Source organism: Cobetia sp. 2AS, assembly GCF_029846355.1.
Taxonomy (GTDB): Bacteria; Pseudomonadota; Gammaproteobacteria; order Pseudomonadales; family Halomonadaceae; genus Cobetia; species Cobetia amphilecti.
On record NZ_JARWKQ010000001.1, the window covers coordinates 1057794 to 1083968 of the forward strand.

Annotated in this window: 25 protein-coding genes; 13 read left to right on the forward strand and 12 right to left on the reverse strand. The window is 63.2% G+C overall.

Annotated features, from left to right (window positions below; genetic code table 11):
• Positions 1–104: 104 nt before the first annotated feature.
• The 6 genes from QD356_RS04475 to purU all read right to left on the reverse strand — a co-directional run bounded on the left by QD356_RS04475 (position 105) and on the right by purU (position 7463).
• The gene (locus QD356_RS04475; protein WP_225996413.1) at positions 105–800 is read right to left on the reverse strand and encodes a hypothetical protein; all 696 of its coding nucleotides are present in this window, start codon (positions 798–800) and stop codon (positions 105–107) included.
• 1 nt (position 801) lies between these two features.
• On the reverse strand, positions 802–3810 hold the full coding sequence (locus QD356_RS04480) for a 2Fe-2S iron-sulfur cluster-binding protein (protein ID WP_225996414.1): 3009 nt from the start codon (positions 3808–3810) through the stop codon (positions 802–804).
• Positions 3807–4118: a sarcosine oxidase subunit delta gene (locus QD356_RS04485; RefSeq protein ID WP_054555966.1), complete on the reverse strand. Its 312-nt coding sequence runs from the start codon at positions 4116–4118 to the stop codon at positions 3807–3809. The genes QD356_RS04480 and QD356_RS04485 overlap by 4 nt, the downstream gene beginning before the upstream one ends.
• 119 nt (positions 4119–4237) lie before the next feature.
• A complete protein-coding gene (locus QD356_RS04490; protein ID WP_192838123.1) occupies positions 4238–5479 on the reverse strand; it encodes an FAD-dependent oxidoreductase in 1242 nt (413 codons plus the stop codon).
• Positions 5480–5517: 38 nt separating this feature from the next.
• Positions 5518–6465, reverse strand: a complete 948-nt coding sequence (folD, locus tag QD356_RS04495) for a bifunctional methylenetetrahydrofolate dehydrogenase/methenyltetrahydrofolate cyclohydrolase FolD (RefSeq protein WP_192838124.1) — start codon at positions 6463–6465, stop codon at positions 5518–5520.
• A gap of 119 nt (positions 6466–6584) precedes the next feature.
• Positions 6585–7463: a formyltetrahydrofolate deformylase gene (gene purU / locus QD356_RS04500; RefSeq protein ID WP_054555969.1), complete on the reverse strand. Its 879-nt coding sequence runs from the start codon at positions 7461–7463 to the stop codon at positions 6585–6587.
• Positions 7464–7916: 453 nt separating this feature from the next.
• Here purU and QD356_RS04505 point away from each other — a divergent pair, with 453 nt between their 5' ends.
• The 6 genes from QD356_RS04505 (at position 7917) to phnE (QD356_RS04530) (ending at position 13564) form a co-directional block, all read left to right on the forward strand.
• On the forward strand, positions 7917–8273 hold the full coding sequence (locus tag QD356_RS04505) for a hypothetical protein (protein WP_192838125.1): 357 nt from the start codon (positions 7917–7919) through the stop codon (positions 8271–8273).
• A 599-nt stretch (positions 8274–8872) separates the two neighbouring features.
• On the forward strand, positions 8873–9820 hold the full coding sequence (phnD, locus tag QD356_RS04510; RefSeq protein WP_192838126.1) for a phosphate/phosphite/phosphonate ABC transporter substrate-binding protein: 948 nt from the start codon (positions 8873–8875) through the stop codon (positions 9818–9820).
• 298 nt (positions 9821–10118) lie between these two features.
• Positions 10119–11066: a phosphate/phosphite/phosphonate ABC transporter substrate-binding protein gene (phnD, locus tag QD356_RS04515; protein WP_192838127.1), complete on the forward strand. Its 948-nt coding sequence runs from the start codon at positions 10119–10121 to the stop codon at positions 11064–11066.
• Positions 11067–11088: 22 nt separating this feature from the next.
• Positions 11089–11925, forward strand: coding sequence for a phosphonate ABC transporter ATP-binding protein (phnC, locus tag QD356_RS04520; protein ID WP_192838128.1), 837 nt, complete (start codon positions 11089–11091; stop codon positions 11923–11925).
• Positions 11926–11981: 56 nt separating this feature from the next.
• The gene (gene phnE / locus QD356_RS04525; RefSeq protein WP_225996452.1) at positions 11982–12743 is read left to right on the forward strand and encodes a phosphonate ABC transporter, permease protein PhnE; all 762 of its coding nucleotides are present in this window, start codon (positions 11982–11984) and stop codon (positions 12741–12743) included.
• 5 nt (positions 12744–12748) lie between these two features.
• The gene (gene phnE / locus QD356_RS04530) at positions 12749–13564 is read left to right on the forward strand and encodes a phosphonate ABC transporter, permease protein PhnE (protein WP_192838130.1); all 816 of its coding nucleotides are present in this window, start codon (positions 12749–12751) and stop codon (positions 13562–13564) included.
• Between the two features lie 187 nt (positions 13565–13751).
• Here phnE (QD356_RS04530) and QD356_RS04535 read toward each other — a convergent pair whose 3' ends face one another.
• On the reverse strand, positions 13752–14642 hold the full coding sequence (locus tag QD356_RS04535; protein WP_192838131.1) for a LysR family transcriptional regulator: 891 nt from the start codon (positions 14640–14642) through the stop codon (positions 13752–13754).
• Between the two features lie 122 nt (positions 14643–14764).
• Here QD356_RS04535 and QD356_RS04540 point away from each other — a divergent pair, with 122 nt between their 5' ends.
• The 7 genes from QD356_RS04540 to QD356_RS04570 all read left to right on the forward strand — a co-directional run bounded on the left by QD356_RS04540 (position 14765) and on the right by QD356_RS04570 (position 20550).
• A complete protein-coding gene (locus QD356_RS04540) occupies positions 14765–15055 on the forward strand; it encodes a putative quinol monooxygenase (protein WP_192838132.1) in 291 nt (96 codons plus the stop codon).
• Positions 15056–15140: 85 nt separating this feature from the next.
• Positions 15141–15869: a glycine betaine ABC transporter substrate-binding protein gene (locus QD356_RS04545; RefSeq protein WP_192838133.1), complete on the forward strand. Its 729-nt coding sequence runs from the start codon at positions 15141–15143 to the stop codon at positions 15867–15869.
• 124 nt (positions 15870–15993) lie between these two features.
• Positions 15994–17160, forward strand: a complete 1167-nt coding sequence (locus QD356_RS04550; protein WP_192838134.1) for an L-dopachrome tautomerase-related protein — start codon at positions 15994–15996, stop codon at positions 17158–17160.
• A gap of 329 nt (positions 17161–17489) precedes the next feature.
• Positions 17490–18503 carry a zinc-binding alcohol dehydrogenase family protein gene (locus QD356_RS04555; protein WP_192838135.1) on the forward strand — a complete coding sequence of 338 codons (1014 nt, stop codon included), beginning with the start codon at positions 17490–17492 and terminating at the stop codon, positions 18501–18503.
• 157 nt (positions 18504–18660) lie between these two features.
• Positions 18661–19056, forward strand: a complete 396-nt coding sequence (locus QD356_RS04560; protein WP_192838136.1) for a VOC family protein — start codon at positions 18661–18663, stop codon at positions 19054–19056.
• A gap of 235 nt (positions 19057–19291) precedes the next feature.
• A complete protein-coding gene (locus QD356_RS04565; protein WP_192838137.1) occupies positions 19292–19729 on the forward strand; it encodes an RcnB family protein in 438 nt (145 codons plus the stop codon).
• A gap of 392 nt (positions 19730–20121) precedes the next feature.
• Positions 20122–20550, forward strand: a complete 429-nt coding sequence (locus QD356_RS04570; RefSeq protein WP_192838138.1) for an RcnB family protein — start codon at positions 20122–20124, stop codon at positions 20548–20550.
• 146 nt (positions 20551–20696) lie between these two features.
• On the opposite strand, the gene QD356_RS04575 is transcribed toward QD356_RS04570, so the two are convergent.
• From QD356_RS04575 to QD356_RS04595, 5 genes are all read right to left on the reverse strand, one after another.
• Positions 20697–22088 (reverse strand): amidase family protein, encoded by a 1392-nt coding sequence (locus QD356_RS04575; protein ID WP_192838139.1) that lies wholly within the window; start codon positions 22086–22088, stop codon positions 20697–20699.
• Positions 22085–22768 (reverse strand): DUF2848 domain-containing protein, encoded by a 684-nt coding sequence (locus tag QD356_RS04580; protein WP_192838140.1) that lies wholly within the window; start codon positions 22766–22768, stop codon positions 22085–22087. Before QD356_RS04580 ends, QD356_RS04575 begins: the two co-directional genes overlap by 4 nt.
• 114 nt (positions 22769–22882) lie before the next feature.
• A complete protein-coding gene (locus tag QD356_RS04585; protein ID WP_054555981.1) occupies positions 22883–24163 on the reverse strand; it encodes a TRAP transporter large permease in 1281 nt (426 codons plus the stop codon).
• Positions 24163–24768 (reverse strand): TRAP transporter small permease, encoded by a 606-nt coding sequence (locus QD356_RS04590; protein WP_054555982.1) that lies wholly within the window; start codon positions 24766–24768, stop codon positions 24163–24165. Before QD356_RS04590 ends, QD356_RS04585 begins: the two co-directional genes overlap by 1 nt.
• 235 nt (positions 24769–25003) lie before the next feature.
• On the reverse strand, positions 25004–26050 hold the full coding sequence (locus QD356_RS04595; protein ID WP_192838141.1) for a TRAP transporter substrate-binding protein: 1047 nt from the start codon (positions 26048–26050) through the stop codon (positions 25004–25006).
• Positions 26051–26175 lie beyond the last annotated feature (125 nt).

Consider the following 26175-nt stretch of genomic DNA (forward strand, 5'->3'; position numbering starts at 1 on the left):
GAAACGCAGCGTCCCCGTCGCGGCCTGTGGGTCAGGCAGCGACGGGGAGCGGGTGATAAAGCGAGAGGCATCCGCGGGCGGATACCGATGTCGCGCCGCAATCGCTAGCCGTGATGATGGGCCAGCAGGGCAGCGGCTGTCACTTTCTCGCCGGAGTATTCGCGCATGGCATCGAGCATGACGCCCCATAGATAGTGGCTGGAGGCGATGTCGAACAGCAGGTGGAAGCAGGGACACGCAAGGCTACCCGCATTGATGATGATGGCATTGGTGCGTGCCACCGAGGTCTGGGCGACGCTTCCCGGCGGGAAGGCTTCGCCGCGCAGATCCACCCCGCACAGCTTGGCCATCAGGGCGGGCAGGGTGCTGCCACTCAGGCTGAACCAGGCGTGGGAATCACGCCGTGGCAGGGAGTGCACGCGCATGCCCTGGGCCAGCGCTTCATCCGCCTGTGCGATGAGCGGCAGCTCGGCCACGCCCGCCTGTGGGCTGATGGCCGGCGCCAGGTGCAGAAACTCCCCCACTGACAGCCTGACCAGCCAGCTGCCATCTGACTGAAGCGTTGCCGCATTGGGCGTGCCCGGCACCGTGAAGCCCAGCGCGGCCAGCCAATCGGCAGCATCGCGGCCGCGCACGCCTGCGCGTCCCAGAGCGCTCATGTCGGCGAGCGCACAGTGGCCGAGGGCCGCCGTCGAGACATCTGCCGTCGCGGTCGTCATCGGGCTGACCAGGCTCTCGGGCAGTGGACAGCGTGCAAGCGGGAGGGCGCCGCCCAGCGTGTACGTCATGGTTGTCGTCATCTCACAGCTCCTGGCGGGCAGACTCGGGATCGAAGAAGGGCAATGCGACGACGTCGGCCTGGACCAGTACGTCGCCCTGCGTGCGGATGGTGATCTTGCTGCCGGGCGTGCTGCTGTCGAGTCCGGCGTAGGCCAGGCCGATGATGGCACCCAGCGTCGCGCTGTACTCGCACGAGGTCACGTTGCCGGTGATGTCGCCGCCGGGCTTGGCGGCGTCTGCGCTCTGCTCACCTCCGCTTAGCACCAGCTGACCTTCCAGCGGTTGCGGGCTGTCCTTGGGCAGCATGAAGCCGACCAGCTTGCGGGTCTTGGGCTGGGCGGCAAGGATCTCGATCGCCCGCCGTCCGACACAGAAGGGCTTCTTGTGGCTGACCGCCCACTCAAGGCCGATCTCACCGGGATGGCTCATGCCATCGGTGTCCTGACCGATGATGATATGGCCTTTCTCCAGACGCAGCAGACGCTGGGCCTCGACACCGAAGGGGCGGATATCGGCCTGCTCGCCTGCCAGCATCAGCAGGTCCCACAGCGCTTCGCCGAAACGGCTCGGCACATGGATCTCGTAGCCCAGCTCACCGACGAAGCCGACCCGCAGCAGGCGTGCCGGTATGCTGCCGGTGGTGCCCAGCAGTTCTGTCTCGATGTAGCCGGTGCGCAGTTCCAGATAGGGGAAGGCCTGGGGGCTCAGGTCGATATCGCGGCACACCTTGCTCAGCACCTCGCGGGCTCGGGGGCCGGCCAGATTGACGGCGCACCAGGCCGTGGTGACGTTGGTGATATCGACATCCAGCCGCCACTGGGCATTCCACTTCAGCATCTGCTGGTAGACCCGGTCCACGCCGCTGGTGGTGGCGGTGACATAGAAATGTTCCTCGCCGAGGCGACACGACACGCCGTCATCGATGATCACGCCTTGCTCGTTGGCCATGGTGGCGTAACGCGTGCGCCCCACCGGCTGCTTGAGGAAGGCGAAGGTATAGAGACGGTTGAGCAGTTCGGCGGCGTCCGGCCCGCGCAGCTCGATGCCCCCCAAGGTCGAGACATCGATCAGGCCCACGCCATTGCGCACGGCCAGTGCCTCGTTCTGCATGGCGTCATTGCGCTCCTCCGGGCGGCCATAGAAGGCCGGGCGCGCCCAGTGGCCGGCCGGCATCATGGTGGCGCCCAGATCCAGGTGGCGCTGATGCATCGGTGTCTGGCGGTAGGGGTCGAAACTCCGACCGGCCAGCAACGGCAGCGGTTCGGCCACGAAGGGCGGGCGCGCGGTGGTCACGCCGGTCTCGCTGACGGTGCGCTGGGTGGCTTCGGCGACCAGACGCGCGGCCGGCAGTGCCGAATGACGGCCCTGGGACGGGCCCATGCCCAGCGTCGAGAAGCGCTTGACCAGCTGGATGTCGCGATAGCCGTGGCGGGTGGCATTGAGGATGTCGCGAATCTGCAGGTCTTCATCCAGATCGACGAATTCCTTGCCCTTGGGGTGCGCGAACAGCGGCCAGCCATGCTGACGGAAGGGGCGTGACGGCGTGATGGCCGCCGGCTCACTCGCCTCAGGCGTGACATCCACGATCTTGCCTGCGGCGGCCAGCCCGGCCAGTGCAGACCTGGCGGCACGCTGGCCATCGGCCATCACGTCCTTGAGGTGATAGAGGCCATTGGCGGAGCCCGCCATGTGCAGGTGTGCCGGCAGGCCGCTGAGGCTGAAGCGTGCATCGTCATCCAGATAGGAGAGCTTGGCACCCGCCTGGCAAGCCAGCTGATAGACCGGCATGTAGCCCGCCGTCATGCAGACCAGATCACAGGGGATCACATCCCCTTCGTCAGCCAGTTCGCCGCGCGCGACGATCCTGCGTACCTCGACGCCCGTGACGTGATGCAGCGACTTCTCCGCCTGCGCTTCATAGATGGCGTGCTCGAGCTTCAAGGCGATGCCACAGTGACGGACGGCATCGGCCAGACTTTCATCATCCGGCTGGGCGCGCATGTCGAGCAGGGCGACGATGTTGACGCCGTGCTCCATCAGGTCCAGCGCCGCCAGATAGCCATCATCGCTGCCGGTGATCACCACCCCTTGCTTGCCCGGCAACACGCCATAGTGCTGCATCAGGCGCTGGGCGGCACTGGCGAGCATGATGCCCGGCAGGTCGTTGTTGCGAAATACCACCGGCTGGTCGAAGGCACCGCTGGCGAGAATGCACTCCTTGGCCCGCACCTTGTAGAGGCGCTTGCCGCGGATCACCGGCAGGTAGTTGTCCGTGAACCAGGCATTGCAGGTCGCCTCGGTCATCACGTCGATGCGCGGATGCGCCGTGACGGCCGCGCCGAGACGCTCAAGCGTCTGGCTGGCCTCATGTCCTTCGGCATCGAAGCGTGCGTAGGTCAAGGCGCCGCCGAGCAGACGGCCCTGTTCGACTAGCAGCACGCTCGCGCCACCCTCGGCCGCCTCAAGCGCGGCCGTCATGCCGGCCGGGCCGGCGCCTACCACCACCACGTCGTGGAACAGATAGGCCTTGTCGTGATAGTCGCCGCGCACGTCCAGATTCAGCGTGCCGAGCCCGGCCTTGCGGCGAATCAGCGGCTCCCAGTACTTCCAGACGCCCTTGGGCTTGTAGAAGGCGCGGTAATAGAAGCCCACCGGCATGAATTTCGAGAACTTGCCCAGCCGCATGTCGCGGTCGTTGTCCAGGCTGCCAGAGACGTTCTGGGCGGTGACTTCAAGCCCCTGGCTGATCTGGCGCTCATCGCCCAGCACGTTGGGCTCATCCGGCAATTGCACCAGGGTGTTGGCATCCTGGCCGGCGAAGGTCAGGGCGCCACGCGGGCGGTGATACTTGAAGGAGCGCGACAGCAGCCAGCGGCCATTGGCGGCCAGGGCACTGGCGATGGTGTCGCCGGCAACGCCCTGGTAGCTCTTGCCGTCGAAGCTGAAGGTCACGGGCGTGTCACGGTCGATCAGTCGGCCCATCGGGGCCGGCAGACGTGCGCCTCGGGTCATGGGGACTCTGGCGTTCATGCGCGTTCTCCCGAGCTATCCGTGGTGTGCAGTGGGAACTCCACGCGCTGGGTGAAGCGCTCGGAGGGGTCGAAGGTGCGCAGGATCTCGTCGGTCACGGTGTGACGCTCGGCGAGGAACCAGTAGCTGGAGGCCGCGTGCATCCACCATTCGGTGACGACACCGGCGGTGTTGTCGCTGAAGAAGACGTAGTCGGCCCACTCGCGATCACTGCAGGTATCGGGGTCTGGCATGTCGGCAAGCTCGCCGCCATACACGAATTCGCTGATATTTCGGGGCCCATTGAGTGGGCAGGGCATGATCTTCATCGCGGAAATCCTTGACCGTTGTTCTTGTACATCCAGCGTGGGGTGCGCATACCCGGGCAGTCATCGAGCCTTGTCGGTCGAGCCTTGTAGGTCGAGCCGCTGCGAGCCGTCGCGAGGCATCAGTGGCTGGCGGCAGTCGCGCCCATCTCGTTGACCTGACGGAAGCGTGCGAAGCGTTCCAGCGCGAAAGGGGCAATCAGGTCCGGAGTCTTGCCGCCGGAGGCGACCAGCTCGGCCATGGTCTTGCCGCAGATCGGCGTCGCCTTGAAGCCCCAGGTGCCCCAGCCGGCATCCAGGTAGTAATTCTCGACGGGACTCTCGCCCATGATCGGGCTGTAGTCCGGCGTCATGTCGGTCGTGCCCGCCCATTGGCGCATCAGGCGGGCCTGGGACAGGAAGGGGAACATCTCCAGCGCTGCGGCGATCAGGCTTTCCTTGAGGTCCAGCGTCGAGCGGGTGTTGTAGAGCGGGTAGGGGTCGGAGCCACCGCCGAACACCACCTCGCCACGGCTGGTTTGCTGCACGTAGCAGTGCAGGGCCGAGGAGCTGACGAGTGGATCGAGGAACGGTTTGAACGGCTGGGTGACCATCGCCTGCAACGGGTAGCTGATGATGGGCATGGTGAAACCGGCCTTTCTGGCGAGTACCGAGCTATGCCCGGCCACCGCCTGCACCACGCAGCCGCACTGCACGGTGCCGCGATTGGTCTTCACGGCGCGGATCTTGCCGCCTTCGACTACCAGGTCCTGCACCTCGGTGAGCTGGTGGATCTCGACGCCGCGCTTGGCGGCTTCCTTGGCGTAACCCCAGGCGACCGCATCATGCCGCGCGGTGGCGCCATCGATGTGCCACAGGCCCGCCATGACCGGCAGGTGGCCGGGGTCCAGATTCAGGGTCGGTACCAGCTCGCGGATCTGCTGGCGATCCAGCATCTCGGTGCGCCCGCCGAAGTGGGTGTTGACCTCGGCGCGCTGGCGGAAGGCGCGCACGGTGGAATCGGTGTGCGCGAGGGTCAGCTGGCCGCGTTCCGAGTACATGATGTTGTAGTCGAACTCGTTGGACAGTCCCTGGAACATGCGCACCGATTCGCTGTAGAAGCGCACGCCTTCCGGCGTCAGATAGTTGGAGCGAATCACCGCGGTGTTGCGCGCGGTGTTGCCACTGCCCAGGTAGGCCTTCTCCAGCACGGCGATATTGGTGATGCCGTGATACTTGGCCAGATAGTAGGCGGTGGCCAGGCCGTGCCCGCCGCCGCCGATGATGACCACGTCGTAGCGGGACTTCAGCTCCGTGGGCGGGGGGAGGTCGACTTCGGCCGGATACTCGGAGGACAGGCCGTACTTGAGCAGGGAAAAGGGCATCGGTGACTCCCGGTACGCGCAAACGTACCTCTAGTGGTTCAGGCCGACTGGCGACGCGCGGCAGTCAGGGTGTTGGCGAGCAGGCAGGCGATGGTCATCGGGCCGACGCCCCCCGGGACAGGCGTGATGGCGCCGGCGACCTTGCTGACCGCAGCGAAGTCCACGTCCCCGACCAGGCGGGTGCGTGCCTTGCCGGTGGGGCTTTGCTCGGCGGACTGCGCGATGCGATTGATGCCCACATCGATGACCACGGCGCCGGGCTTGATCCAGTCGGCGCTGATCATGTTCGGGCGCCCGACCGCGGCCACCACGATATCGGCCTGGCGACAGAGTTCGGCGGGATTCTGGCTGCGCGAGTGCAGCTGGGTGACGCTGCAGTTGGCGGCCAGCAGCAGACTGGCCATCGGCTTGCCGACGATGTTGGAGCGGCCGATGATCACCGCGTGCAGCCCGGAAAGGCCACCGCCGCGCTCGGCAAAGGTGTCACGCAACAGGCGCATGCAGCCGGTGGGCGTGCAGGGCGCCAGGGCATCGGCGCCCTGCACCAGCGCCCCGACGTTCATGCGATGGAAGCCGTCGACGTCCTTGGCGGGGTCGATGGCCTCCAGCACCGCGTCTTCCTGGATATGCGCCGGCAGCGGTAGCTGGACGAGGATGCCATGCACCTCGGGGTCTGCATTGAGTCTGGCGACGAGGGCCAGCAGCTCGGCTTCGCGGGTCTCGCTGGGCAGCACGTGCTCGAAGGACTGCATGCCACACTCGACGGTGCGCTTGAGCTTGTTGCGCACATACACCTGGCTTGCCGGGTCTTCGCCGACCAGCACGACGGCAAGCCCCGGTATCACGCCCTGTTGCGCGAGGCTTGCGACCTCTGCCGTGACTTTCTTGAGCAGTCGCGCCGAGGCGGCCTTGCCATCGATCACGGCGGCGGTGGGCTGTGCGAGTGTCTCGTCCGCGCTCGCGGTGGGTGTCGCTTGGGTATTCATGACTGCGCTTCCTCCCTTGGGTGACGGCCGATGATTCACGCGTGGTCTGTCTTGAAGGCTTGTGCGACGCCTTGCTTGAAGACTTATTTGACGCCTTACTTGAAGACTTACTTGAAGACTTACTTGAAGATCACGGTGCGATCATTGGCGAGGAAGACGCGGTGTTCGATGTGATAGCGCACGGCATTGGTCAGCGCCTGGGTCTCGGTATTGCGGCCCGCTGCGACCAGATCTTCCGGGGCGAAGTTGTGTTCGACCCGCTGTACGGCCTGATCGATGATCGGCCCTTCGTCGAGATCCGCGGTGACATAGTGAGCGGTGGCCCCGATCAGCTTGACCCCGCGGGCGTGGGCCTGGTGATAGGGCTTGGCGCCCTTGAAGCCCGGCAGGAAGGAGTGGTGGATGTTGATGGCACGCCCGGCCAGCTTCTGGCACAGCTCATCGGAGAGAATCTGCATGTAGCGCGCCAGCACCACCAGCTGAGTGCCGGTCTCGTCGACGATGTCCATCAGAGCCGCTTCCTGGCGCGCCTTGGTGTCCTTGGTGATCGGCAGGTAGACGAAGCGGATGCCTTCGCGCTCGACCATCGGGCGCAGGTCGAGGTGATTGGAGACCACCGCGGTGATCCGCATGTCCAGCTCACCCTTGCGGTAGTGATAGAGCAGGTCGTCCAGGCAGTGATCGAACTTGGAGACCATGATCAGCACCGGCATCTTGTCCTGGCCACCGTGGATCTGCCATTGCATCTCGAAGGGAGCCGCCACGTCCTCGAAGGCCTGACGCATCTGGGCGATATCGCCTTCGACGCCTTCATTGAAGCGGAAGCGGGCGCGGAAGAAGAACTGCCCCTTGTCCTCATCATCGTATTGCGCCAGCTCACTGATGTAGCACTCATGGGTGGTCAGGAAGGTGGTGATGGCTGCCACGATGCCGGACGTCGCCGGGCAGCTAATGGTGAGAATGAAGTGATCGTCTGAGGTGCAGGTCGCGTGAGGCATTCTGGGCTCCGATGTCGGCAGAGAGGCATTGTTGTTGTGATGTGAAGAATTTCATTCACTGACGTGGCTGTGGCTCGGTTATTTCCTGTCAGTGACTTAATTTTCTTCTCAAGTAAATAACAATGTTTTTCTGGCGCTGGGTCAAGCCTGATCGACGCACCAGCCGGCGTTAGAGCCCATGAAATGAAGACAATCATTCACTGATGAATTTTTACCGCTTTGGGAGAGTGCGGCGCAGGGTGAAATCATGCGGCGGATGAGGGTGGGACAGGTGTCAGATGAGACACGCTCGTCTCGGGATGGCTACAACTTTCGGATAAGGTGAAAGAAATCGTCATGTCAGGGATCGACAATTGCGAGCTTGAATATCAACACGTTAGTGTCTGCTCATGACAAACCTCGAGGGACGCCCTCCAGGACCCGGTATTCATGCAAGATGACGAGGTAGACACGATGCGCAAGTTGACGATCGCAGCACTGATGGTGGCCAGCATGGCCGGTTCCTCCGTGGCACTGGCCGGCAATCCGACGCTTGAGGCTCACAAGGACAGCGCCAAGACTCAGTACTCCCAGTCCAAGAACAGCGCCAAGTCCCAGTACAGCCAGTCCAAGAACAGCGCCAAGTCGTCTGCCAAGTCTGCCGCCCAGTCCCACAAGGCCACGGCAAGCAGCAAGGCGTCGGCCAAGACATCACACGCCAGCCAGGCGGCCAAGTCAGCCAAGTCCAGTGCCAGCAACAAGGCGAGCGATACCCAGTCTCGTTACCAGAAGAAGAACTACGCCGACGTGCTCAAGAACGAGCGCCACTGAGGCATGACATCGCTGCCTGATGGCAGCTGAGTGCCCCGGATGATGAAAGCCCCCCGCAGCCTTTGGTTGCCGGGGGCTTTTGCGTTTCGGCCTCTTTTGTTCAGATCCTGTCTCCAGACGCTGTGGCCAAGCCCTTTGCGTAAAGCCCTCGGGTCCAAGCTCTCGGGGCCAGCGCCTTGGCTACTTGCTCACGACGACAGGGCGTAAAGAGCGAGTGGATCTCCGCGTTCTCGAAAGCGCGACCTTCACGCCGTGCTGGGGGTCTGTCAGGCAAGACAGCTTCATCGCGTGGCGAAGTGCTCAGCTCGCCATCTTCAAATGAACGTCAATCAGCGGGGGAGCAGGCCACGATAGCGGGGCATCATGGGGCCTGGCGGCCTCGGCGCGGACCGTTATCGGAAAATATATATGGAGATTCATATTTTCAGATAACCATGAAAGTCGCCTCTTCACGCTCGCTCCAGGGCGCTGTCTTTGGACTGTCATGCGAGCGCATCACGTTCGCAATGCAAGCGTCATCCAATCTTCATACGAAGCGCCTACTTTACATCCGCAGCTGGATCTCGGTTCGAACGAAAAAAACTCAAGGGGCAGGGAATATGAAGACGCTTGGCTTGGTGGTAGGCGCGATGATGCTGGTTCCTTCGATGGCACAGGCGGCGTTCAGTCTGGATAGCCGTTACAACGACGCCGATGGGGATCTGGTGGCGGATATTCCGACGGATGCCTCACAGCTCAAGGACCCGAGCACGCTGGTATTTGCCTATACGCCGGTGGAAGACCCGGCGGTCTATGCCGATGCCTGGTCTGACTTCCTGGATTACCTGGCCGAGAAGACTGGCAAGAAGGTGCAGTTCTTCCCGGTGCAGTCCAACGCCGCCCAGATCGAAGCCATGCGTGCGGGTCGTCTGCATATTGCCGGCTTCAATACCGGTTCCAACCCGCTGGCCGTGGCCTGTGCCGGCTATCGCCCGTTCACCATGATGGCGGCGGCGGATGGCAGCTACGGCTACGAGATGGAAATCATCACCTACCCGGGGTCCGGCATCGACAAGGTCGAGGACATCAAGGGCAAGGAAATGGCCTTCACCTCCGAGACCTCCAACTCCGGCTTCAAGGCACCGTCTGCCATCCTCAAGGCCGATTACGACATGGTCGCCGGCACCGATTTCACGCCGGTGTTCTCCGGCAAGCATGACAATTCCATCCTCGGCGTCGCCAATCACGATTACGTCGCTGCTGCCGTCGCCAATTCGGTGATGGGGCGCATGGAAGATCGCGGCGTGATCGAGGCGGACCAGATCAAGACGCTCTATACCTCGCAGACCTTCCCGACCACCAGCTATGGCGTCGCCTACAACCTGACGCCGGAGCTGCAGGCCAGGATCAAGGACGCCTTCATGAGCTTCCCCTGGGAAGGCTCCTCACTGGCAGCGGAGTTCTCCGAGTCCGGTGAAGCGCAATTCGTGCCGATCTCCTTCCAGAAGGAGTGGGAAGTCATCCGCAAGATCGATGACGCCAACAACGTTCAATACAACTGCCGTTGAACCCCGCAAGAGGGATCAGGCAGTGACATGACGGGCGTAACGCGACCTCCCGAATTGATGCCATATGTGGCCGGCCGGGAGGTCGTGAAGGGCCTAGATCGTGAAGGGTCTAGGTCGTGAAGGGCCAAGGTCGTGAAGGGAAAGGTCGTGAAGGGCCAGGCCCCTGAACGCCAGTGCCGCCAGTCTGAAATATTTGCTTATATGGATCAGTGAATATTGTTGGGTGGCGTCGCCAGCTGATGATATCTGTCCCTCGTGCGAGGCGGGGGGCAGATCAAAGAACACACGGGAGAAGGGAATGAAGCGTCTTGGATGGTGGTTGGGGTCATTGCTGTTGGTGCCGACGCTGGCGCAAGCGCAGTTCAGTCTGGGCGAACGCTACAGCGATGCCGATGGCGATATGGTGGCGGATATCCCTACGGACCCCGCCGAACTGAAAGACCCCGCCACCCTGGTATTTGCCTATACCCCGGTGGAAGACCCGGCAGTCTACGCAGACGCCTGGTCTGATTTTCTGGAGTACCTGGCCGAGAAGACCGGCAAGAAGGTGCAGTTCTTCCCGGTGCAGTCCAACGCCGCCCAGATCGAGGCCATGCGTGCCGGCCGTCTGCAGATCGCCGGCTTCAATACCGGTTCCACCCCGCTGGCGGTGGCCTGTGCCGGTTTCCGTCCCTTCACCATGATGGCCGCGGACGATGGCGCCTTCGGTTACGAGATGGAAATCATCACCTATCCGGGCTCCGGGATCGACAAGGTCGAGGACATCAAGGGTCGCGAGATGGCCTTCACCTCCGAAACCTCCAATTCCGGCTACAAGGCACCGTCGGCGATTCTGAAGTCCGACTACGGCATGGTCGCCGGTACCGACTTCACCCCCGTGTTTTCCGGCAAGCATGACAACTCGGTACTCGGTGTCGCGAACAAGGACTACCCGGCCGCCGCGATCGCCAACAAGGTCGCCCGTCGCATGGAGCAGCGCGGTGTGATCAAGCCCGAGCAGCTCAAGACGCTGTATACCTCCCAGACCTTCCCGACCACCAGCTACGGCATGGCGCACAACCTGACGCCGGAGCTGCAGGAGAAGATCAAGGACGCCTTCAGAACCTTCCCGTGGGAAGGCTCGTCACTGGCAGAAGAATTCACGCCGGTGGGGGAAACCCAGTTCATCCCGATTTCCTTCAAGAAGGAGTGGGAAGTCATCCGCAAGATCGACGCGGCGAACAACGTTCAATACCACTGCCGTTGATCGGCAGGGGCGGGAGTCAAACGTGCTGAAACTAGAGAAAGTCACCAAGACCTACAAGACAGGCGATCTGGCGCTCAATGCCGTCAGCCTTGAGGTACCGGCAGGGCAGGTGGTCGGGTTGATCGGCCCGTCAGGGGCGGGCAAGTCGACCTTGATCCGCTGCATCAACCGGCTGGTCAAGCCGACCTCCGGCGAGATCAGTCTGGCCGGCGAGTCCCTGACGGGCCTCAAGGGGAGCGACCTGCGCCGCGTCCGTCGGCGTATCGGGATGATCTTCCAGGAATATGCACTGGTCGAGCGTCTGACGGTGATGGAGAACGTGCTGTCAGGCCGACTGGGCTATGTCTCGTACTGGCGCTCGCTGTTGCGTCGTTATCCGGCGGCAGACGTGCAGCAGGCGTTTGCATTGCTGGAGCGGGTGGGGCTTGCGGGGCGTCACGACAAGCGTGCCGATGAGCTGTCGGGCGGGCAGCGTCAGCGAGTCGGCATCGCACGGGCACTGGAGCAGAATCCGGAGCTGTTGCTGGTCGATGAGCCGACCGCCTCACTGGACCCCAAGACCTCGCGCCAGATCATGCGTCTGATCCAGGGCATGTGCCGCGAGCGTGGCCTGCCGGCGATCATCAACATCCACGATGTGATGCTGGCCCGCAACTTCACGGACCGCCTGATCGGGCTGCGTGCCGGGGAAGTGGTCTTCGATGGCCCGCCGGACGCACTGACCGACGAGGTGCTGACCACCATCTATGGTGCCGAGGACTGGACGCAGCTCAATCCGGAAGAGGGCGCCGAGGAGGCGGCAGATGAACCGGCGGTGCGCCCGCAGGCACCGCGCGAGCAGATGGTGGCGGCGACATGACAACGCCAGCTCCCTCTTCCTCCACCATGCCGACCCGCTGGCAGCGTCCGCCGGTGATGTTCAAGCGTCGCTGGCATGCCTGGCTGTTCATGCTGTGTGCCATCGCCTATCTGGTGGTGGCAACCTCGACCATCGAAGTCGACTGGGCACGGGTCCAGGAAGGCATGATCCGCGGCTGGCGCTTCCTGCAGGGCTTCCTGGTCCCGGATTTCACGTCGCGCTGGCGTGATATCCAGCAAGGGCTGATCGAGAGCCTGACCATGACCTGGACCTCGACGCTGGCGGGCATTCTGATCTCGATTCCCATCGGGATCGGCGCAGCACGCAACCTGGCTCCGGCGCCGATCTATTTCCTGTGCCGCTCCATCATCACGCTGTCGCGCTCCTTCCAGGAAATCATCATCGCCATCCTGCTGGTGGCCATGTTCGGCTTCGGCCCCTTCGCGGGCTTTCTGACGCTGACGTTCGCCAGCATCGGCTTCGTCGCCAAGCTGCTGGCCGAGGAGATCGAAGCCTGTGAGGCGGTCCAGATCGAGGCGATTCGTGCCACCGGCGCCGGATGGTGGCAGGTGGTCAACTATGCCGTGCAGCCTCAGGTCATGCCGCGCCTGATCGGCTTGTCGCTCTACCGTCTCGACATCAATTTCCGTGAGTCCTCGGTGATCGGCATCGTCGGCGCGGGTGGGATCGGCGCGACACTCAATACGGCGATCGATCGCTACGAATACGATTCCGCCGGCGCCATCCTGATCATGATCATCGCCATCGTGCTGGTGGTGGAATATTCCTCTTCCTATATCCGTCGGTGGGTGCAATGACAGTCATGACAGACAGTTCCTCGTCTCACGCCCCTGTCTGGCAGCGTTCTTCGTCGCGTCAGCGCCTGGTGAAGTGGGTTGGCCTGTTCTGGCTGGTGGCGTTCAGCGTCTACTGCTGGCAGGTGATGAATGAAGACACCATCTGGGCCTTCGTGGAGGATGCGCCCGCCCAGGCGGCCGATATCGGTGGACGCATGTTCCCGCCTGAGTGGAGCTACCTGGGGCGCCTGTGGCAGCCGCTGTGGGACACCCTCAACATGGCGACGCTGGGTACCGTGCTCGGCGTGATCATGGCCGTGCCGGTCGCCTTCCTCGCCGCCAGCAACACCACGCCGAGCGTGCGCTTCATCCGTCCGCTGGCGCTTTTGATCATCGTGGCCTCGCGTTCGATCAACTCGTTGATCTGGGCGCTGCTGCTGGTCGCCATCATCGGCCCGGGGCTGCTGGCGGGGGTGATCGCCATCGGTCTGCGCTCCATCGGCTTCGTCGCCAAGCTGCTCTACGAAGCCATCGAGGAGATCGATGAGCGTCAGGTCGATGCCGTGCGTGCCACCGGTGCCTCGGGGCTGCAGGTGATGAACTACGCCGTGGTACCGCAGATTCTGCCGGCCTTCTGGGGCATCAGCGTGTTCCGCTGGGACATCAATATCCGCGAGTCGACGATTCTGGGGCTGGTCGGGGCCGGTGGGCTGGGGCTCAATCTGCAGTCCTCGCTCAACGTGCTGGCGTGGAACCAGGTCAGCATGATCTTCGTGGTGATCCTGTTTACCGTGATCGCCTCCGAGTGGGTCTCGGCCAGGGTGCGCCAGGCCGTGTTGTAACCTGGCCCATCCCCGGATCCAGATCCAGGCCCAGACCTTGAGGCATGTCCGCAACACGCGCAAAGCAAGACGCCAACACCTCTGTCGCGCGCAATGCGTACAGAGGTGTTGGCGTTCTGGTTGCGGCAAATGTCTCGCCAGATCGACAGACGACGGGCCGGCAAATGACGAGGCGGCTGTGTCCTGATCAGGCCGGTTCGCTGAAGGTCTCGACCAGGTGCTGGGCAAACGCCTGCACGCGACGCGGTTGGGCGCGCGCCGGCGGAAACAGCAGCTGCAGCGGCGAGGGCGGCGCGGCATGTTCCGGCAGCAGCTCGATCAGGCGTCCCGCACGCAGATCCTCCTTCACGTCGACTTCCGATTTCAGGGCGATGCCCAACCCTTCCAGGCACCACTGGCGTACCAGTTCGCCGTCATTGGCGATCCGGTTGCCACTGACGGTGACGATCTGCGGCACCTTGTGACTGCCGAAGCGCCACTCGTTGTCGAGGCTCTTGCCGAAGCGCATCACCAGGCAGTTGTGGTGCTTGAGGTCTACCGGCGTCAGCGGCGCAGGATGCTGCGCCAGATAGGCGGGGGAGGCGCATATCAGGCGGCGTTTCTGGCCCAGATGCCGCACGCGCAGCGTGCTGTCCATGATGGTGCCGAAGCGCAGGGCAAGATCGATTCCCTGGCCGACGATATCCACGTAGCTGTCCGACAGCAGCAGTTCTATCTCGATGGTGGGGTGCAGATGCTGGAATTCGGTGATGGCGCGTGACAGGGCATTGCGGCCCAGGTCGCTGGGCGCACTGACGCGGATGCGGCCGGTGAGGGTCTGCGCGCCCAGGCGGATGCGGGTCTCCAGTTCCGACACGCTGTCGAGCAGGCTGCGGGCTTCCTCCATCAGTGTCCGGCCTTCTTCGGTCAGGCTGATGGCGCGCGTGGTGCGATTGAGCAGCACGACCCCGTAATGGGCTTCCAGCGCGGCGAGGCGCTCGGACACGGTGGTGGGCGACAGCCCCGTCTCGCGTCCTGCGGCGGTCAGGCTGCCTTTCTCGATGATGGTCAGGAACAGGGCGATATTATCCAGCAGCATTGTACGGTTTTTCCGAATTATCTTTGCGTAAGTTGGATGTTTATACGGATGAGGCTTGTGGCTAGGATGACCACATCGCTTGCGCAACTCAAGCTTCCCGATCACGCCACGGAGTATCCTTCATGACCCAGCTGACCATCATCGCCAATATCCATGCCAAGCCGGACCAGATCGAGCAGGTCAAGGCAGCGCTTCTGGCACTGGTGCCGATCACTCGTGCCGAGGAAGGCTGCCTTGGCTACACCCTGCACCAGAACAACGATAACCCGGCGCATTTCACCTTTCATGAGAATTGGGCCTCGCGGGAACTCTGGCAGCAGCACATGCAGGCCCCGCACCTGGAAGAGTATATGGCAGCGACGGAAGGCGCGGTCAGCGAATTCACCCTGCATGAAATGACCGCCTTCGACTGAGGGCGGGCCTGGGCCCTGGCTTTCCTGGGCGGCCATGCAGGCCTGCTCGCCTTCTTTCCCCTTCAAGAACCTAATTGAGGCAGTCATGACAGACCCCATCCGTATCGGCCATATCGCGTTGTCCTTCCATGAGGCCAGTGCTCGGGAAGTGGCGCGTGTTCTGGAGAGCCACGGCCATGAGGTGACCTTCGCCTCTGCTCCCCACGAAGAGGCCTTCGCGATGCTGGGGCGAGGGGAGGTCGACATTCTGGCCTCCGCCTGGTTGCCGTCGAGTCATGAGGCCTACCTGGCCCCCATGCTGGAGGACGTCGACAAGATCGCTGTCATCTATGAGCCGTATTGCATCTGGGGAGTGCCGGATTACGTGCCACAAAGCGCGGTGGCAAGTGTCACGGACCTGCTGCTGGAACCGGCGCTCAGCAAGATGGAGCTGATCATCCAGGGCATCAATCCGGGGGCCGGCATCAGTCGCTTCTCGGCCGAGATGATCAAGCAATATGGTCTGGACGCCGCCGGGTATGTCTTCCGCACCGGCAGCGAAGCGGACTGTTTCGATCGTTACGAAGCAGCGGTGGCGCAGGGGCGTTGGGTCGTGGTGCCGCTGTGGCATCCACAGTTCCTGCATCACCGCTACCGGATTCGCGCCCTCAAGGAGCCCAAGGGGCTTCTGGGCACCCAGGATGACGCCACGCTGGTGGTGCACAAGGAGGCTCGCCTGCGCATCGGCGCCGCGGCCCTCAAGGACCTCTCTCAGCTCTACATCGGCAATCCTCGCTTGAGCGAACTGGAAGACGACCTGCGTCGCCGCGCCTGAATCTTCTCGCCTGAATCTCGACAAACCCTGGGCGATGGCCACGTCACCGCCCAGTCTCTTCATCTCATCATCATCGACCCTGCTGGTGCAGCGCGCAGCGCCAACCGGCGGGCAAGGAGCCCCCATGCCATTTTCTCGCCTCAAGACTGCCATTCTCATCGCCTCGCTGGGCGTTGCCACTGTCGCCAGCGCCACTCAGGCGGCCGCTGACAGCACGGCCGTGAACCCCCAGAATGCGCAAGCCGCCTCCCTGCGTGACGGCACGCTGACCACCGTCGCGGAATATTCGGACACCCGCCCCGGCAACATCACCTTCACGCCGGATGGCCGCTTGATCATGTCCCAGCAGCCACTCGATGCACCGGCGCTGCGCGTGGTCGAGATCACCCAGGACGGCAAGCGTGTGCCGTTCCCGAACCTGGACTGGGCCGATGGCCCGGAAAAGGGCGAGGTCGGCATCGCCTCGATCATCGGCGTGCACTCCGACAGTCAGGGCGTGGTGTGGATGCTCGACATGGGCAGCCAGGACAGTGCGCCCAAGCTGGTGGGCTGGGATACCCGCAGCGATTCGCTCAAGAAGGTGATTTCGCTTGCCGGTGACAGCGTGCTGCCGATCTCCTTCCTGCAGGATTTCGTCATCGATGAGCAGCGCGGCAAGATCTATATCGCTGACATGACCTTTACCGCGCCAGCCTCCAGCATGAAACCGGCCTTCGTGGTGGTGGATATCGCCAGCGGCAAGACGCGTCGCGTGCTGCAGAGCGATGAAAGGCTGATGCCGGTGGAACACGACATGGTCATCAATGGCCATCTGATGGCGGCCAAGGGCGACAAGAATGGTGAGCCGAAGCCCTGGTACCTGGGCTTGAATGCCATCGCCTTCGATCCGACGGATGACGTCGTCTATTTCGGTGGCGTGAACGGCAGTGAGATCTATCGTCTGCCGGCGGCTGAGCTGGCCGATGACACTGCCACGCAGGCGGAACTGGCTCGCGCCATCACGCCTTACGCTCCCAAGCGCCCCAATGATGGCTTCATCTTCGATGCCAAGCGCGGCGGCATCATCGCCGGTGACGCGGAGCACAACGCACTGACCTTCTCATCGCCGGAGGGCATGTCGGTGATCGCCCAAGATGACGAGCGTCTGCGCTGGCCGGATGGCTTCGCCTTCGCGCCGGATGGCAGTCTCTACCTCACCACCAACCAGCTGAACGCCCATCCGGCACTCAATCAGGGCGTGGATGGCAGTGACAAGCATTACTACCTGCTCAAGCTGACACCCGCCAACTGACCCTTGCTCCCTTGGGGCTTGGGCAACTCATTGCCTTGGCGCCATGGCTGCCTCGCTAGCCTGTGATCTGCGCAGGACGTGTCTCACGACCGTCCTGCGTTGTCGTTTTTGTGTCTGGCCGGCGCATCTCGCATCGCAAGCTGATCACCCGTCGGTGTCTCCTTGCACGCAACACGCAAACTCGCCATACATTATCCGCTTTATCCGGATTAACCTTGCGGGTGAGGGATGTTTTTACGCCAAGGCCAGAGAGTTAACATGCAGTCATCGCATCACGGCAAGGCCTTTCAGCGCTGCCGTGACTGACATGATCTTTAGGAGAGACTCTGATGAAAGCCATTGGTTACTACGCTGCCGGTTCCGTTGATCGTGACGACGCCCTGGTCGATATCGAACTCGAGACACCGGTCGCCACCGGTCACGACCTGCTGGTCAAGGTTGCCGCGGTGTCGGTGAATCCGGTGGATTACAAGATTCGTGAGAGCCGCGAGCCGGCCGACGGCGAAGCTGCCGTCATCGGGTGGGACGCCGTGGGCGAAGTCGTCGCCATCGGTGACCAGGTCACGGCCTTCGCCCCGGGCGACAAGGTCTGGTATGCCGGTGATCTCACCCGCGCCGGCACCAACAGCGAATTCCACCTGGTGGATGAGCGCATCGTCGGCCATGCGCCCAAATCCGTGGCGGCCCATGAGGCGGCTGCGCTGCCGCTGACCACGCTGACCGGCTTCGAGATGCTGTTCGATCGTCTGCGTGTCACCGAGCCGGTGCCGGGCGCTGCACGTGCCATCCTGATCATCGGCGGGGCCGGTGGCGTGGGCTCCATCACCATCCAGTTGCTGCGTGAGCTGACCGACCTGACCATCATCGCCACGGCGTCACGTCCCCAGACCCGCGAGTGGGTGAAGTCACTGGGTGCGCATCACGTCATCGACCACAGCCAGCCGCTGCCGGCCCAGATCGAGGCGCTGGGCATCGGGGCACCGGCCTTCGTGTTCTCGACCAACTTCTCCGAGCACTACGCGCCGCAGGTTGCCGAATTGATCGCGCCGCAGGGCCGTTTCGGCATGATCGATGACCCGGAGACCCTCGATGTGGTGCCGTTCAAGCCCAAGGCCGTTTCCATCCATTGGGAGCTGATGTTCACTCGCTCACTGTTCACCACCGCCGATATCACGCGTCAGGGCGAGATTCTCACCAAGGTGGCGGGTCTGCTAGACACTGGCAGAATCACCTCCACCGCGACGGAAACCTTCGGCACCATCAACGCCGAGAACCTCAAGCGCGCGCATGCCTTGCTGGAAAGCGGCAAGGCCAAGGGCAAGATCGTCCTCGAAGGCTTCTGATCGAAGCCACTGTCGAGGCGGTGATGTGAAAGGAGTGCGGCCGGGCAACCGGTCGCACTCCTTTTCGTGAAAGACACTCTCATTGCCATCCAGCACTCGCAAGCCGCCTTGTCTGCTGGCGAGTGCCGGGTGGCTGATACAATGATGGAACCCTGTCATGGGCATACAGCGCCTTGATCATGTGAACCTGCGAACCGGACAACTGAGTGCCATGCTCCAGTGGTATGGCGATGTGCTGGGGCTGCACAGCGGGCCGCGACCCGATTTCCCCTTCGCCGGTGCCTGGCTTTACGCCGGGGAGGTGGCGGTCATCCATCTCATCGACATCGGTTGCCTGCCAGCGATCAGTAGTGATGCCAGTCTCCGGCTTGAGCATTTCTCGCTTGCCGCCACGGATATCGAGGCATTCGAGGCGCGCCTGGCGGCGTCCCGTACGCACTATCAGCGGATCGCGCTCGCGGGTGGCGGGCTCGTGCAACTGCACATGCGAGATCCGGACGGCAATCATCTGCATCTCGATTTTGCCACCGCACCCTGCCGCGCCGTGGCCTGATCTGGCTCTTGGAGGTCATATCTGGCTCTAGGAGGTCATATCTGGCGCCAAGTGGCTGCCAGACTTGAGTAAAGCGTGTAGATCGTGCGTTATCCAACCGCAAATTGCGCCGCTGACGCGATAAGCTGATGGTAGGGAATGGCGATCTGGAACGCAGGGTGTCCAGCCGTCAGCAAGATGGCCTGAGCTGGACTCAGCACATCGCACGCATACGCAATCAGCCGAGGAGGCCAACATGGCGAAGCGGTCATTTGCGGTACTGACCCTGATGTTGTCGTTGCTGGGTGCTGGCCTCGTGCAGGCTGACTCGGCGGGTGATGGCAATGATGACAAGGACGAGGAGCGTCTGCGCCAGAAGCATCATGATCTGGAAGGTCAGGTAAAGGCGCAGCGCGTTCAGGCGCAACAGATGCGGGAATTGAAGAAGATTCAGCACCAGGAAAAGCTGGCTGAGAAGAAAGCGGTGGCAGAGGCTTCGCCGGCTCATGTCTGGAAGCGGGGCGGCAAGGTACCGGACACTGTCGCCCGGGATGACGGCCTTCGGGTCGAGAACTGGCAGCAGCACAAGCTCTCGGAACCGGGCGCCAACCAGCGCTGGCTGCAGCTCAAGAATGCCTTCGTGCTGATGAATACCGAAAGCCATGTCATCGATGAGATCGTGCTCGAGCAGTGATGCCCCGGGCAGCGATGACATTACCTATCTCTGATGCAAGCTGTCCTCATCTGGCGACGCTCTGATGGGGCGCCCACCCCCTTGCGACCATGGAATGCGCAGGCACCAATGCTTGCCACGCACCATGGCGTGCCATATCAGCCATTACGAATATCTGCTTCTCGATGTCGTCATTGCGCAACAAGGATGCGTCAACTGGCGACAAGTCATTGCGAATTGTGCGCAAAAGTGGAGGTTGGCGCGCTGGCTTGCCGTGGCGAACACGAGACGATAGTGTTCTCTCATACCGTTTGTTAACACTGTTTCTTAACTCTGTCTCATGACTCCGTTTCATGACCCCTGATTCACAGCCTCGGCATTCCTTGATGCCGAGTACGACGAGGAGGCCAGACATGCGCAATCGCACCCTGACCGTAATGATGATGATCTTCACCCTGATGACCGCGTCGCTGGCGCAGGCATCGCCCAACGACCGCGATAATCGTGGCGGTCAACACAACAGCCAAGGCAACCAGCACAACAGCCACGGCAATGGCCATCAGAAGAAAAAGCAGCAGACGCGTCACGACCAGTCTCAGCGTCATAATCAGCAAAAGCATCAGGCGCAGGCCAGGCATCAAGGTCAGAAGTCACACAACTGGCGTCGCGGCGACCATGTGCCGCGCAGCTACTACTCCAACAAGCGTTACTGGGTGAGCGACTGGCGTGCTCACAAGCTGTCTGCGCCGTCGCAGGGGCATCGCTGGTTGAACATCGATGGTCGCTATGTGCTGGCGGCCGTGGCGGGCGGTGCCATTACCGCGATCATTCTCAATCATTGAGGACAGTCAGACTGTCCGCGTCATGAAAAAGGGGCCTCCATCTGGAGGCCCCTTTTGCGTTTTTGCGCTCGGCCGCTGCTGAGCTAAGCCATTGCTGCGGTCAGCCGTTGCTGTGGCAGCCATTGCTGCACTCAGCCGGCACACCACTATTGCGCGAGCAGTGTCTCCAGCGCCTGGGCGACGCGCAGCAGCGCCACATCCTGGCCCTGAGGGCGTGACAGCATCAGGCCCAGCGGCTCTTCGTTCACCGCTGCTGGCGCCGGAATCGAGATCGAGCTGGCATCCAGGTAGTTGAAGACGCTGGTGTTGCGCAGCGCGCGCTTGTTGAGCTGGGCGAAGAGCGCGCCATCCTGCTCCAGCAGGTCACGACGCGGGGCACGCATGGCAACGGTCGGCATCAGCACCGCATCGACATCCTGCACCTGCTGGGCGAAGCGTTGCTGGATGGCGGTACGCGGCCACAGGCGCGCCAGATATTCGCTGGAGGTGATGTCGCGCCCGCCGTTCAGGCGTTCGGCGATCAGCGGATCATACTGGGCTTCGTGGGTGGCCAGCAGTTCGTGATGCACGGCGGCCGCTTCCGGAATGACCAGGCCGCCGCGCTGATTGATGGCGTAAGCGGCCTCGATGGCCTCGACCGGCGCACGCTGGAGGCGAACCCCCAGACTCTCGAGCCGTTCCAGCAGGGCGGCGAAGTCGGCGGCCACATCGGCGTCCACTTCACTGACCAGCTCGCTCTCCGGCACCAGCAGCGTCAGCGGTCGAGTGAGCGGCGTCGGGTCAGCGACCTCACCGCTCAGGACTTCCCACAGGCGGCGACAGCAGGCGACGCTGGGCGCGATGGGGCCGATGCAGTCCAGGCTCGGTGACAGCGGGAAGGCGCCATCTCCCGGCACGCTGGCCTGTGACGGCTTGAAGCCCGTCAGGCCACAGAAGGCCGCCGGAATCCGCAGCGAGCCGCCGGTATCGCTGCCCAGGGTCGCGGCGGCCAGCCCGAAGGCGACGGAGGCGGCACCGCCGGAGGTCGAGCCGCCGGTAATGCGCTCGCCGTCAAAGGGGTTGGGCGGCGTGCCGACATGCGGGTTCAGGCCCAGGCCAGAGAACGCGAACTCGCTCATGCTGGTGCGGCCGGCATGCAGGATACCAGCGGCTTTCAGGCGGCTCAGTGCCGCAGCGTCCTGATCGGCTGGTTGGCTTGCTGCCAGTGCCCGCGAGCCCGCCAGCGTCGTCATGCCGGTCTCGTCGAAGAGGTCCTTGATCGAGACCGGAACCCCCCCCAGCGGCAACGACGTCGCAGCCGCCTTGAGTTGCTGCTGAGCGGCGGCCTGCACGCTCATGCCTGCATCATCGCGGCTGATGATGCTGTGGCTGGCGCTCTCGCCCAGGGCCTGATGGCGCTCGGCAAGCACCGTGGCGGTCTGCTCGGGGCCGAAACTGCCTGTCTGATAGGCGGCCAGCAACTGCGTCAACGCGCGCTGGCGGGGCGGGCGCGCCCAGAATGCACGCGCCTGCTCAAGGCGCTTGTTCTCATCACTCATGCCACCACCTCAAGTTCTTCCACCTCATAACGGTGCTCGATGCGACGACCGGTCTGCGGGTCGATCAGGCGCATGGTAAAGCTCGGGCTGGGGCGGATGCCACCGATTGCCGGTACGGTACCGCACAGCAGCACGCTGTTGGGGGCCAGGCTGCCGTCCTTGGCGATGCCGGCCGGCAGGCGCTCCATCAGGGTGGCGACCGGCAGCAGCTCAGCGAGAGTGCCCTGCTGATAGCGCACGGTCTTGCCGGCGTCTTCGATCTCGCTTTCGATCTCGAGGCTGTCCCAGTGGTCGATGACCTCACTGAGCTTCCAGGCATGGCGGGCAATCGGCTTGGCGCACAGCTGCTTGGACTCGGCGACGCCGACGGCTTCGAGTTTGCGGTCGGTATGATCCGAGGCGATCGTCACCCACAGGGTGCCTTCGGCGTCACTGACCAGACAGGTCTCGACCTCACCGGAGCCTTCGCCGCCGAGCATCGCGACCTGAGAGGCCTGGGTCAGGGTCTCGCGGGTCACGCGGTAGAACAGCGGGGTCTGGGAGGGCGGCGCCACGCCCAGCAGCTTGAGCTCGTCGATATGGTGCTGCACGCCCGCCTGGTCGCGTCCGGCCCAGCCGGCAATCGCGACGCGCTGGACATCAAGGGTGAATTCGCCGTTGTCATGGGTAAAGATCAGCATGGGAATCGCTCCGTTATCGGGGGTTGTCGTTGTTCTGTGCAAGAAGTCTTGAATGAACGGTGTTGCGCCAATGACACCTGCCGGCTTGCCAGCAGGTGCCACGCAAAAGCGGCTTTACAGTGCCGAAGGCAGCCACAACGCGATCTGCGGGAAGGCCACCAGCAGCGCGGCCATCACCAGCATCGCGCCCAGATACGGCAGGGTGCCGATGATGACGTCGGCGAAGGCTTCGCCACGCCGCGAGGCCTGCACGATGTAGAGGTTCAGGCCGACTGGCGGGGTGATCAGCGCCAGCTCGACGAACAGGATCATCACGATGCCGAACCACACCTTGTCGTAACCGGCCGCCGCGATCAGCGGGGTGACGATGGGAATGGTGATGACCATCAGCGACAGGGTCTCGATGAAGAAACCGAGCACGATGAACAGCGCGATCACCGCCATCAGCAGCGCGAAGGGTCCCAGGTCATAGGCTTCGAGCAGGCCGGTGACCTGCTGGACCATGCCGGAGGAGGCCAGTGCGAAGTTGAGGAAGGAGGCCGCCATGATGATGAACAGGATCATCGAGGTGGTCTTGACGGTGCCGTCCAGCGCGCGGCTGATCATCGACAGATTCAGCGAGCGGTTGATGGCGGCGAGGCCCAGCGAGGCCAGCACGCCGATGGCCGCGGCTTCGGTCGGCGTCGCCCAGCCCAGATAGATGGAGCCGACGATGACGATGAACAGCACCAGCAACGGCAGCAGGAATGACAGGCTCTTGATGCGTGTGCTCCAGCTGGCGCTCTGGCGCGGGCCGCCCAGTGACGGCTTCCAGACACACAACAGCAGCGAGGCCAGCATGAACAGCGCCGCCAGGCCGAGGCCCGGCACGAGGCCGGCCATGAACAACTTCGGGATGGACGTCTCGGTCAGGAAGCCATAGACGATCAGGTTGATCGAGGGCGGAATCAGGATGCCCAGGGTGCCGCCCGCGGCGATGCTGCCGCAGAACAGCTTGGCGTCATAGCCGAGCTTCTTGCCCTGGGGCAATGCCACGGTCGAGACCGTCGCCGCCGTCGCCACCGAGGAGCCGGAGGTCGCCGAGAACAGTGCCGAGGTGGTAATGTTGGCGTGCAGCAGGCCGCCCGGCAGCCACGACAGCCAGTGGTCCATGGCGCGGTAGGCCTTCTCGGCGATGCCGGCGCGCACGATGATCTCGCCCATCAGCACGAACAGCGGAATCGCGATCAGCAGGAAGGAGTCCGCGGCAGACCACAGGTTCTGGCCCAGCGCCTTGGTCAGCGGGAAGAAGGAGTAGAACTGGTCGATCCCGAAGGCGAGCAGGAAGAGGGTGACCGCAACGGGAATGCCGGCCAGCAGCAGGGTGAGGATACCCACCGAAAGAAAGCCCAACATCAGCGAGTCTCCTTGGTCGTGGAGGCAGCCTGGGCCAGAGCCCCTTCGCTTTCTCCGTGATCGGGGCCGGCCAGTGTCTCGAGCGTGGTGGTATCACGCAGACAGGCGGCAACGAGAACGCGCAGTCCCAGCACGCTGGTGGTGATCGCGAACCAGGCATAACCGGATAGCCACAGCAGCTGCGGAATCCACAGCGGTGTCGCCAGCGGGGTATTGGCGGTGGAGCCGTTGCTCAACGACTTGCCGAGTACCGGCCAGGCATTGATCAGAATGACCCAGGCCACCAGGTTCAGCGCCAGCATCGCGAGGATATCCAGGGTGTGGCGCGAGAAGGCCGGCAGCTTGCCGTGCACGACATCGATACGGATATGGGCGCGCTCCATCAGGGTGTGGGAAAGGCCCCACGCCGAGAGCATCGCCAGCACATACCCGGCATATTCGTGCACGCCGGGCAGCGGATGATTGAACAGTTGGCGCATCAGGATTTCGGCGCCGATGAAGACCACGACAGCCAGCAGCAACAGGCCCATCAGGCGTGCGGCGTGGCGTGATATCGCGCGTGTCAGTGACACGAGGACATCGAGTGCGTGAAGGAAGGAGTTCATGAGTCGGGTCCTGCTGGGGCGCTGAACGAAGGCCGCTTTCTCGGAGCACGCTTTTTCAATCCACGCTGTCTGAAAGCGTGATTATTGAAAGTCTGCTTTTGAAAGCTTGCGCTTGAATACACAGGCGCGAGTCGTTCAGCGCTACGTCTCTGGGGAACATGTCTGCCACGTCGGGACAGGGCGGGGCTATCGGCACCTGCTCGCGAACAGGCTTCGGTGAGCAGGTGCCGCTGGATCACTCCGCGCTAGCGGTCAGGCCGACGACCTTGCCGACGCTCTCGCTCCAGGTCTTGCGCGTCTCGGCATCGACACGCGCCGCCCAGGCAGGCAGGACGGTGTCTTCGAGCGCCGCACGTGCGCGCTTGGCATCGTCATCGCTGAAGTCGACCAGCGTCATGTCGGCGCTCTTGCCCAGCGGGCAATCGCCTTCACCGGTCAGGCAGGCCACGCCACGCGCGGTCTCGCCACGCGCGTTTTCCCACACCGGCGCGGTGAACTCGCTATCCACCTGCTGCTGGATCAGGGTCTGGGTCTCGGCGCCCAGGCCCTGCCACTTGTCCTGATTGATGGCGGTGATCACGTAATCCCAGCCACCCAGCGGCAGCGGCATCAGGTGGCTGGACACTTCATGCCAGCCGGCGCTGTAGCCGGAGAGCGAGCCGGTGACGGCGCAGTCGATGACGCCACGCTCCAGGGAACCGGGCACCTCGTTGAAGGCGATGTTGAGGCTCTGTGCGCCCAGCGCCTCGATGAACTCACCGGTGGAGCGGCCGCTGGCACGCACCTTCTTGTCCTGCAGGTCATCGAGCCCTTCGATCGGGGTGTTGCAGAACAGCACCTGAGCCGGATACGGCACGATCGCCAGCACGTGGCTGTTGAAGCGCTTGTTCATGGTGGACTCCGCCAGGGGGCGGAAGGCCTCGGCGACCTGCTGCGCTTCCTCGGCAGTGGGGGCCATCATCGGCAGATCCAGGCCTTCGAGTTCCGGCGCATCGGACACGGTGTAGTCGGCCACGGTCATGCCGACATCGAAGACACCATCGCCCAGATAGCGATAGACGTCGGAGCCGGGGATACCCATCTGATCGAAGGTGGTCACCTGGGTGCTGAGATCGCCATTGCTGGCGGCCGGGAGGGTCTCGCTCCAGAACGGCTTCTCGAACTGACGGTTGAGCTCCAGGCTGCTCCAGCTGCCTACCACGTTGAGGGTGTCGGCAGCATTGGCGCTACCGGCGGCGGCGAGTGCGATACCAAGGGCGGAGAGGGCAAAACGTGTCTTCATGGGAATCACCATTGTTGTTGTGCATCTGGTGTTATCGGAAAAGCTTGTTGGCTACATCTTTGCGGGGTGTGTCTTTCCCGCTGCTGTCCTGTGTGTTGCTGTGCTGTGTTTCGATTCGCGGTGCG

What these genes read in the sequence shown, in the direction of transcription:
- QD356_RS04550 (WP_192838134.1), top strand. Translation starts at nt 15,994, where the DNA reads ATGCCATTTTCTCGCCTCAAGACTGCCATTCTCATCGCCTCGCTGGGC.
- QD356_RS04485 (WP_054555966.1), bottom strand. Translation starts at nt 4,118, where the DNA reads ATGAAGATCATGCCCTGCCCACTCAATGGGCCCCGAAATATCAGCGAA.
- QD356_RS04475 (WP_225996413.1), bottom strand. Translation starts at nt 800, where the DNA reads ATGACGACAACCATGACGTACACGCTGGGCGGCGCCCTCCCGCTTGCA.
- phnE (WP_225996452.1), top strand. Translation starts at nt 11,982, where the DNA reads ATGTTCAAGCGTCGCTGGCATGCCTGGCTGTTCATGCTGTGTGCCATC.
- QD356_RS04535 (WP_192838131.1), bottom strand. Translation starts at nt 14,642, where the DNA reads ATGCTGCTGGATAATATCGCCCTGTTCCTGACCATCATCGAGAAAGGC.
- QD356_RS04560 (WP_192838136.1), top strand. Translation starts at nt 18,661, where the DNA reads ATGGGCATACAGCGCCTTGATCATGTGAACCTGCGAACCGGACAACTG.
- QD356_RS04555 (WP_192838135.1), top strand. Translation starts at nt 17,490, where the DNA reads ATGAAAGCCATTGGTTACTACGCTGCCGGTTCCGTTGATCGTGACGAC.
- QD356_RS04545 (WP_192838133.1), top strand. Translation starts at nt 15,141, where the DNA reads ATGACAGACCCCATCCGTATCGGCCATATCGCGTTGTCCTTCCATGAG.
- QD356_RS04490 (WP_192838123.1), bottom strand. Translation starts at nt 5,479, where the DNA reads ATGCCCTTTTCCCTGCTCAAGTACGGCCTGTCCTCCGAGTATCCGGCC.
- QD356_RS04540 (WP_192838132.1), top strand. Translation starts at nt 14,765, where the DNA reads ATGACCCAGCTGACCATCATCGCCAATATCCATGCCAAGCCGGACCAG.
- folD (WP_192838124.1), bottom strand. Translation starts at nt 6,465, where the DNA reads ATGAATACCCAAGCGACACCCACCGCGAGCGCGGACGAGACACTCGCA.
- phnD (WP_192838126.1), top strand. Translation starts at nt 8,873, where the DNA reads ATGAAGACGCTTGGCTTGGTGGTAGGCGCGATGATGCTGGTTCCTTCG.
- QD356_RS04590 (WP_054555982.1), bottom strand. Translation starts at nt 24,768, where the DNA reads ATGAACTCCTTCCTTCACGCACTCGATGTCCTCGTGTCACTGACACGC.
- QD356_RS04570 (WP_192838138.1), top strand. Translation starts at nt 20,122, where the DNA reads ATGCGCAATCGCACCCTGACCGTAATGATGATGATCTTCACCCTGATG.
- QD356_RS04595 (WP_192838141.1), bottom strand. Translation starts at nt 26,050, where the DNA reads ATGAAGACACGTTTTGCCCTCTCCGCCCTTGGTATCGCACTCGCCGCC.
- QD356_RS04585 (WP_054555981.1), bottom strand. Translation starts at nt 24,163, where the DNA reads ATGTTGGGCTTTCTTTCGGTGGGTATCCTCACCCTGCTGCTGGCCGGC.
- QD356_RS04580 (WP_192838140.1), bottom strand. Translation starts at nt 22,768, where the DNA reads ATGCTGATCTTTACCCATGACAACGGCGAATTCACCCTTGATGTCCAG.
- phnE (WP_192838130.1), top strand. Translation starts at nt 12,749, where the DNA reads ATGACAGACAGTTCCTCGTCTCACGCCCCTGTCTGGCAGCGTTCTTCG.
- QD356_RS04565 (WP_192838137.1), top strand. Translation starts at nt 19,292, where the DNA reads ATGGCGAAGCGGTCATTTGCGGTACTGACCCTGATGTTGTCGTTGCTG.
- QD356_RS04480 (WP_225996414.1), bottom strand. Translation starts at nt 3,810, where the DNA reads ATGAACGCCAGAGTCCCCATGACCCGAGGCGCACGTCTGCCGGCCCCG.
- phnD (WP_192838127.1), top strand. Translation starts at nt 10,119, where the DNA reads ATGAAGCGTCTTGGATGGTGGTTGGGGTCATTGCTGTTGGTGCCGACG.
- QD356_RS04575 (WP_192838139.1), bottom strand. Translation starts at nt 22,088, where the DNA reads ATGAGTGATGAGAACAAGCGCCTTGAGCAGGCGCGTGCATTCTGGGCG.
- purU (WP_054555969.1), bottom strand. Translation starts at nt 7,463, where the DNA reads ATGCCTCACGCGACCTGCACCTCAGACGATCACTTCATTCTCACCATT.
- QD356_RS04505 (WP_192838125.1), top strand. Translation starts at nt 7,917, where the DNA reads ATGCGCAAGTTGACGATCGCAGCACTGATGGTGGCCAGCATGGCCGGT.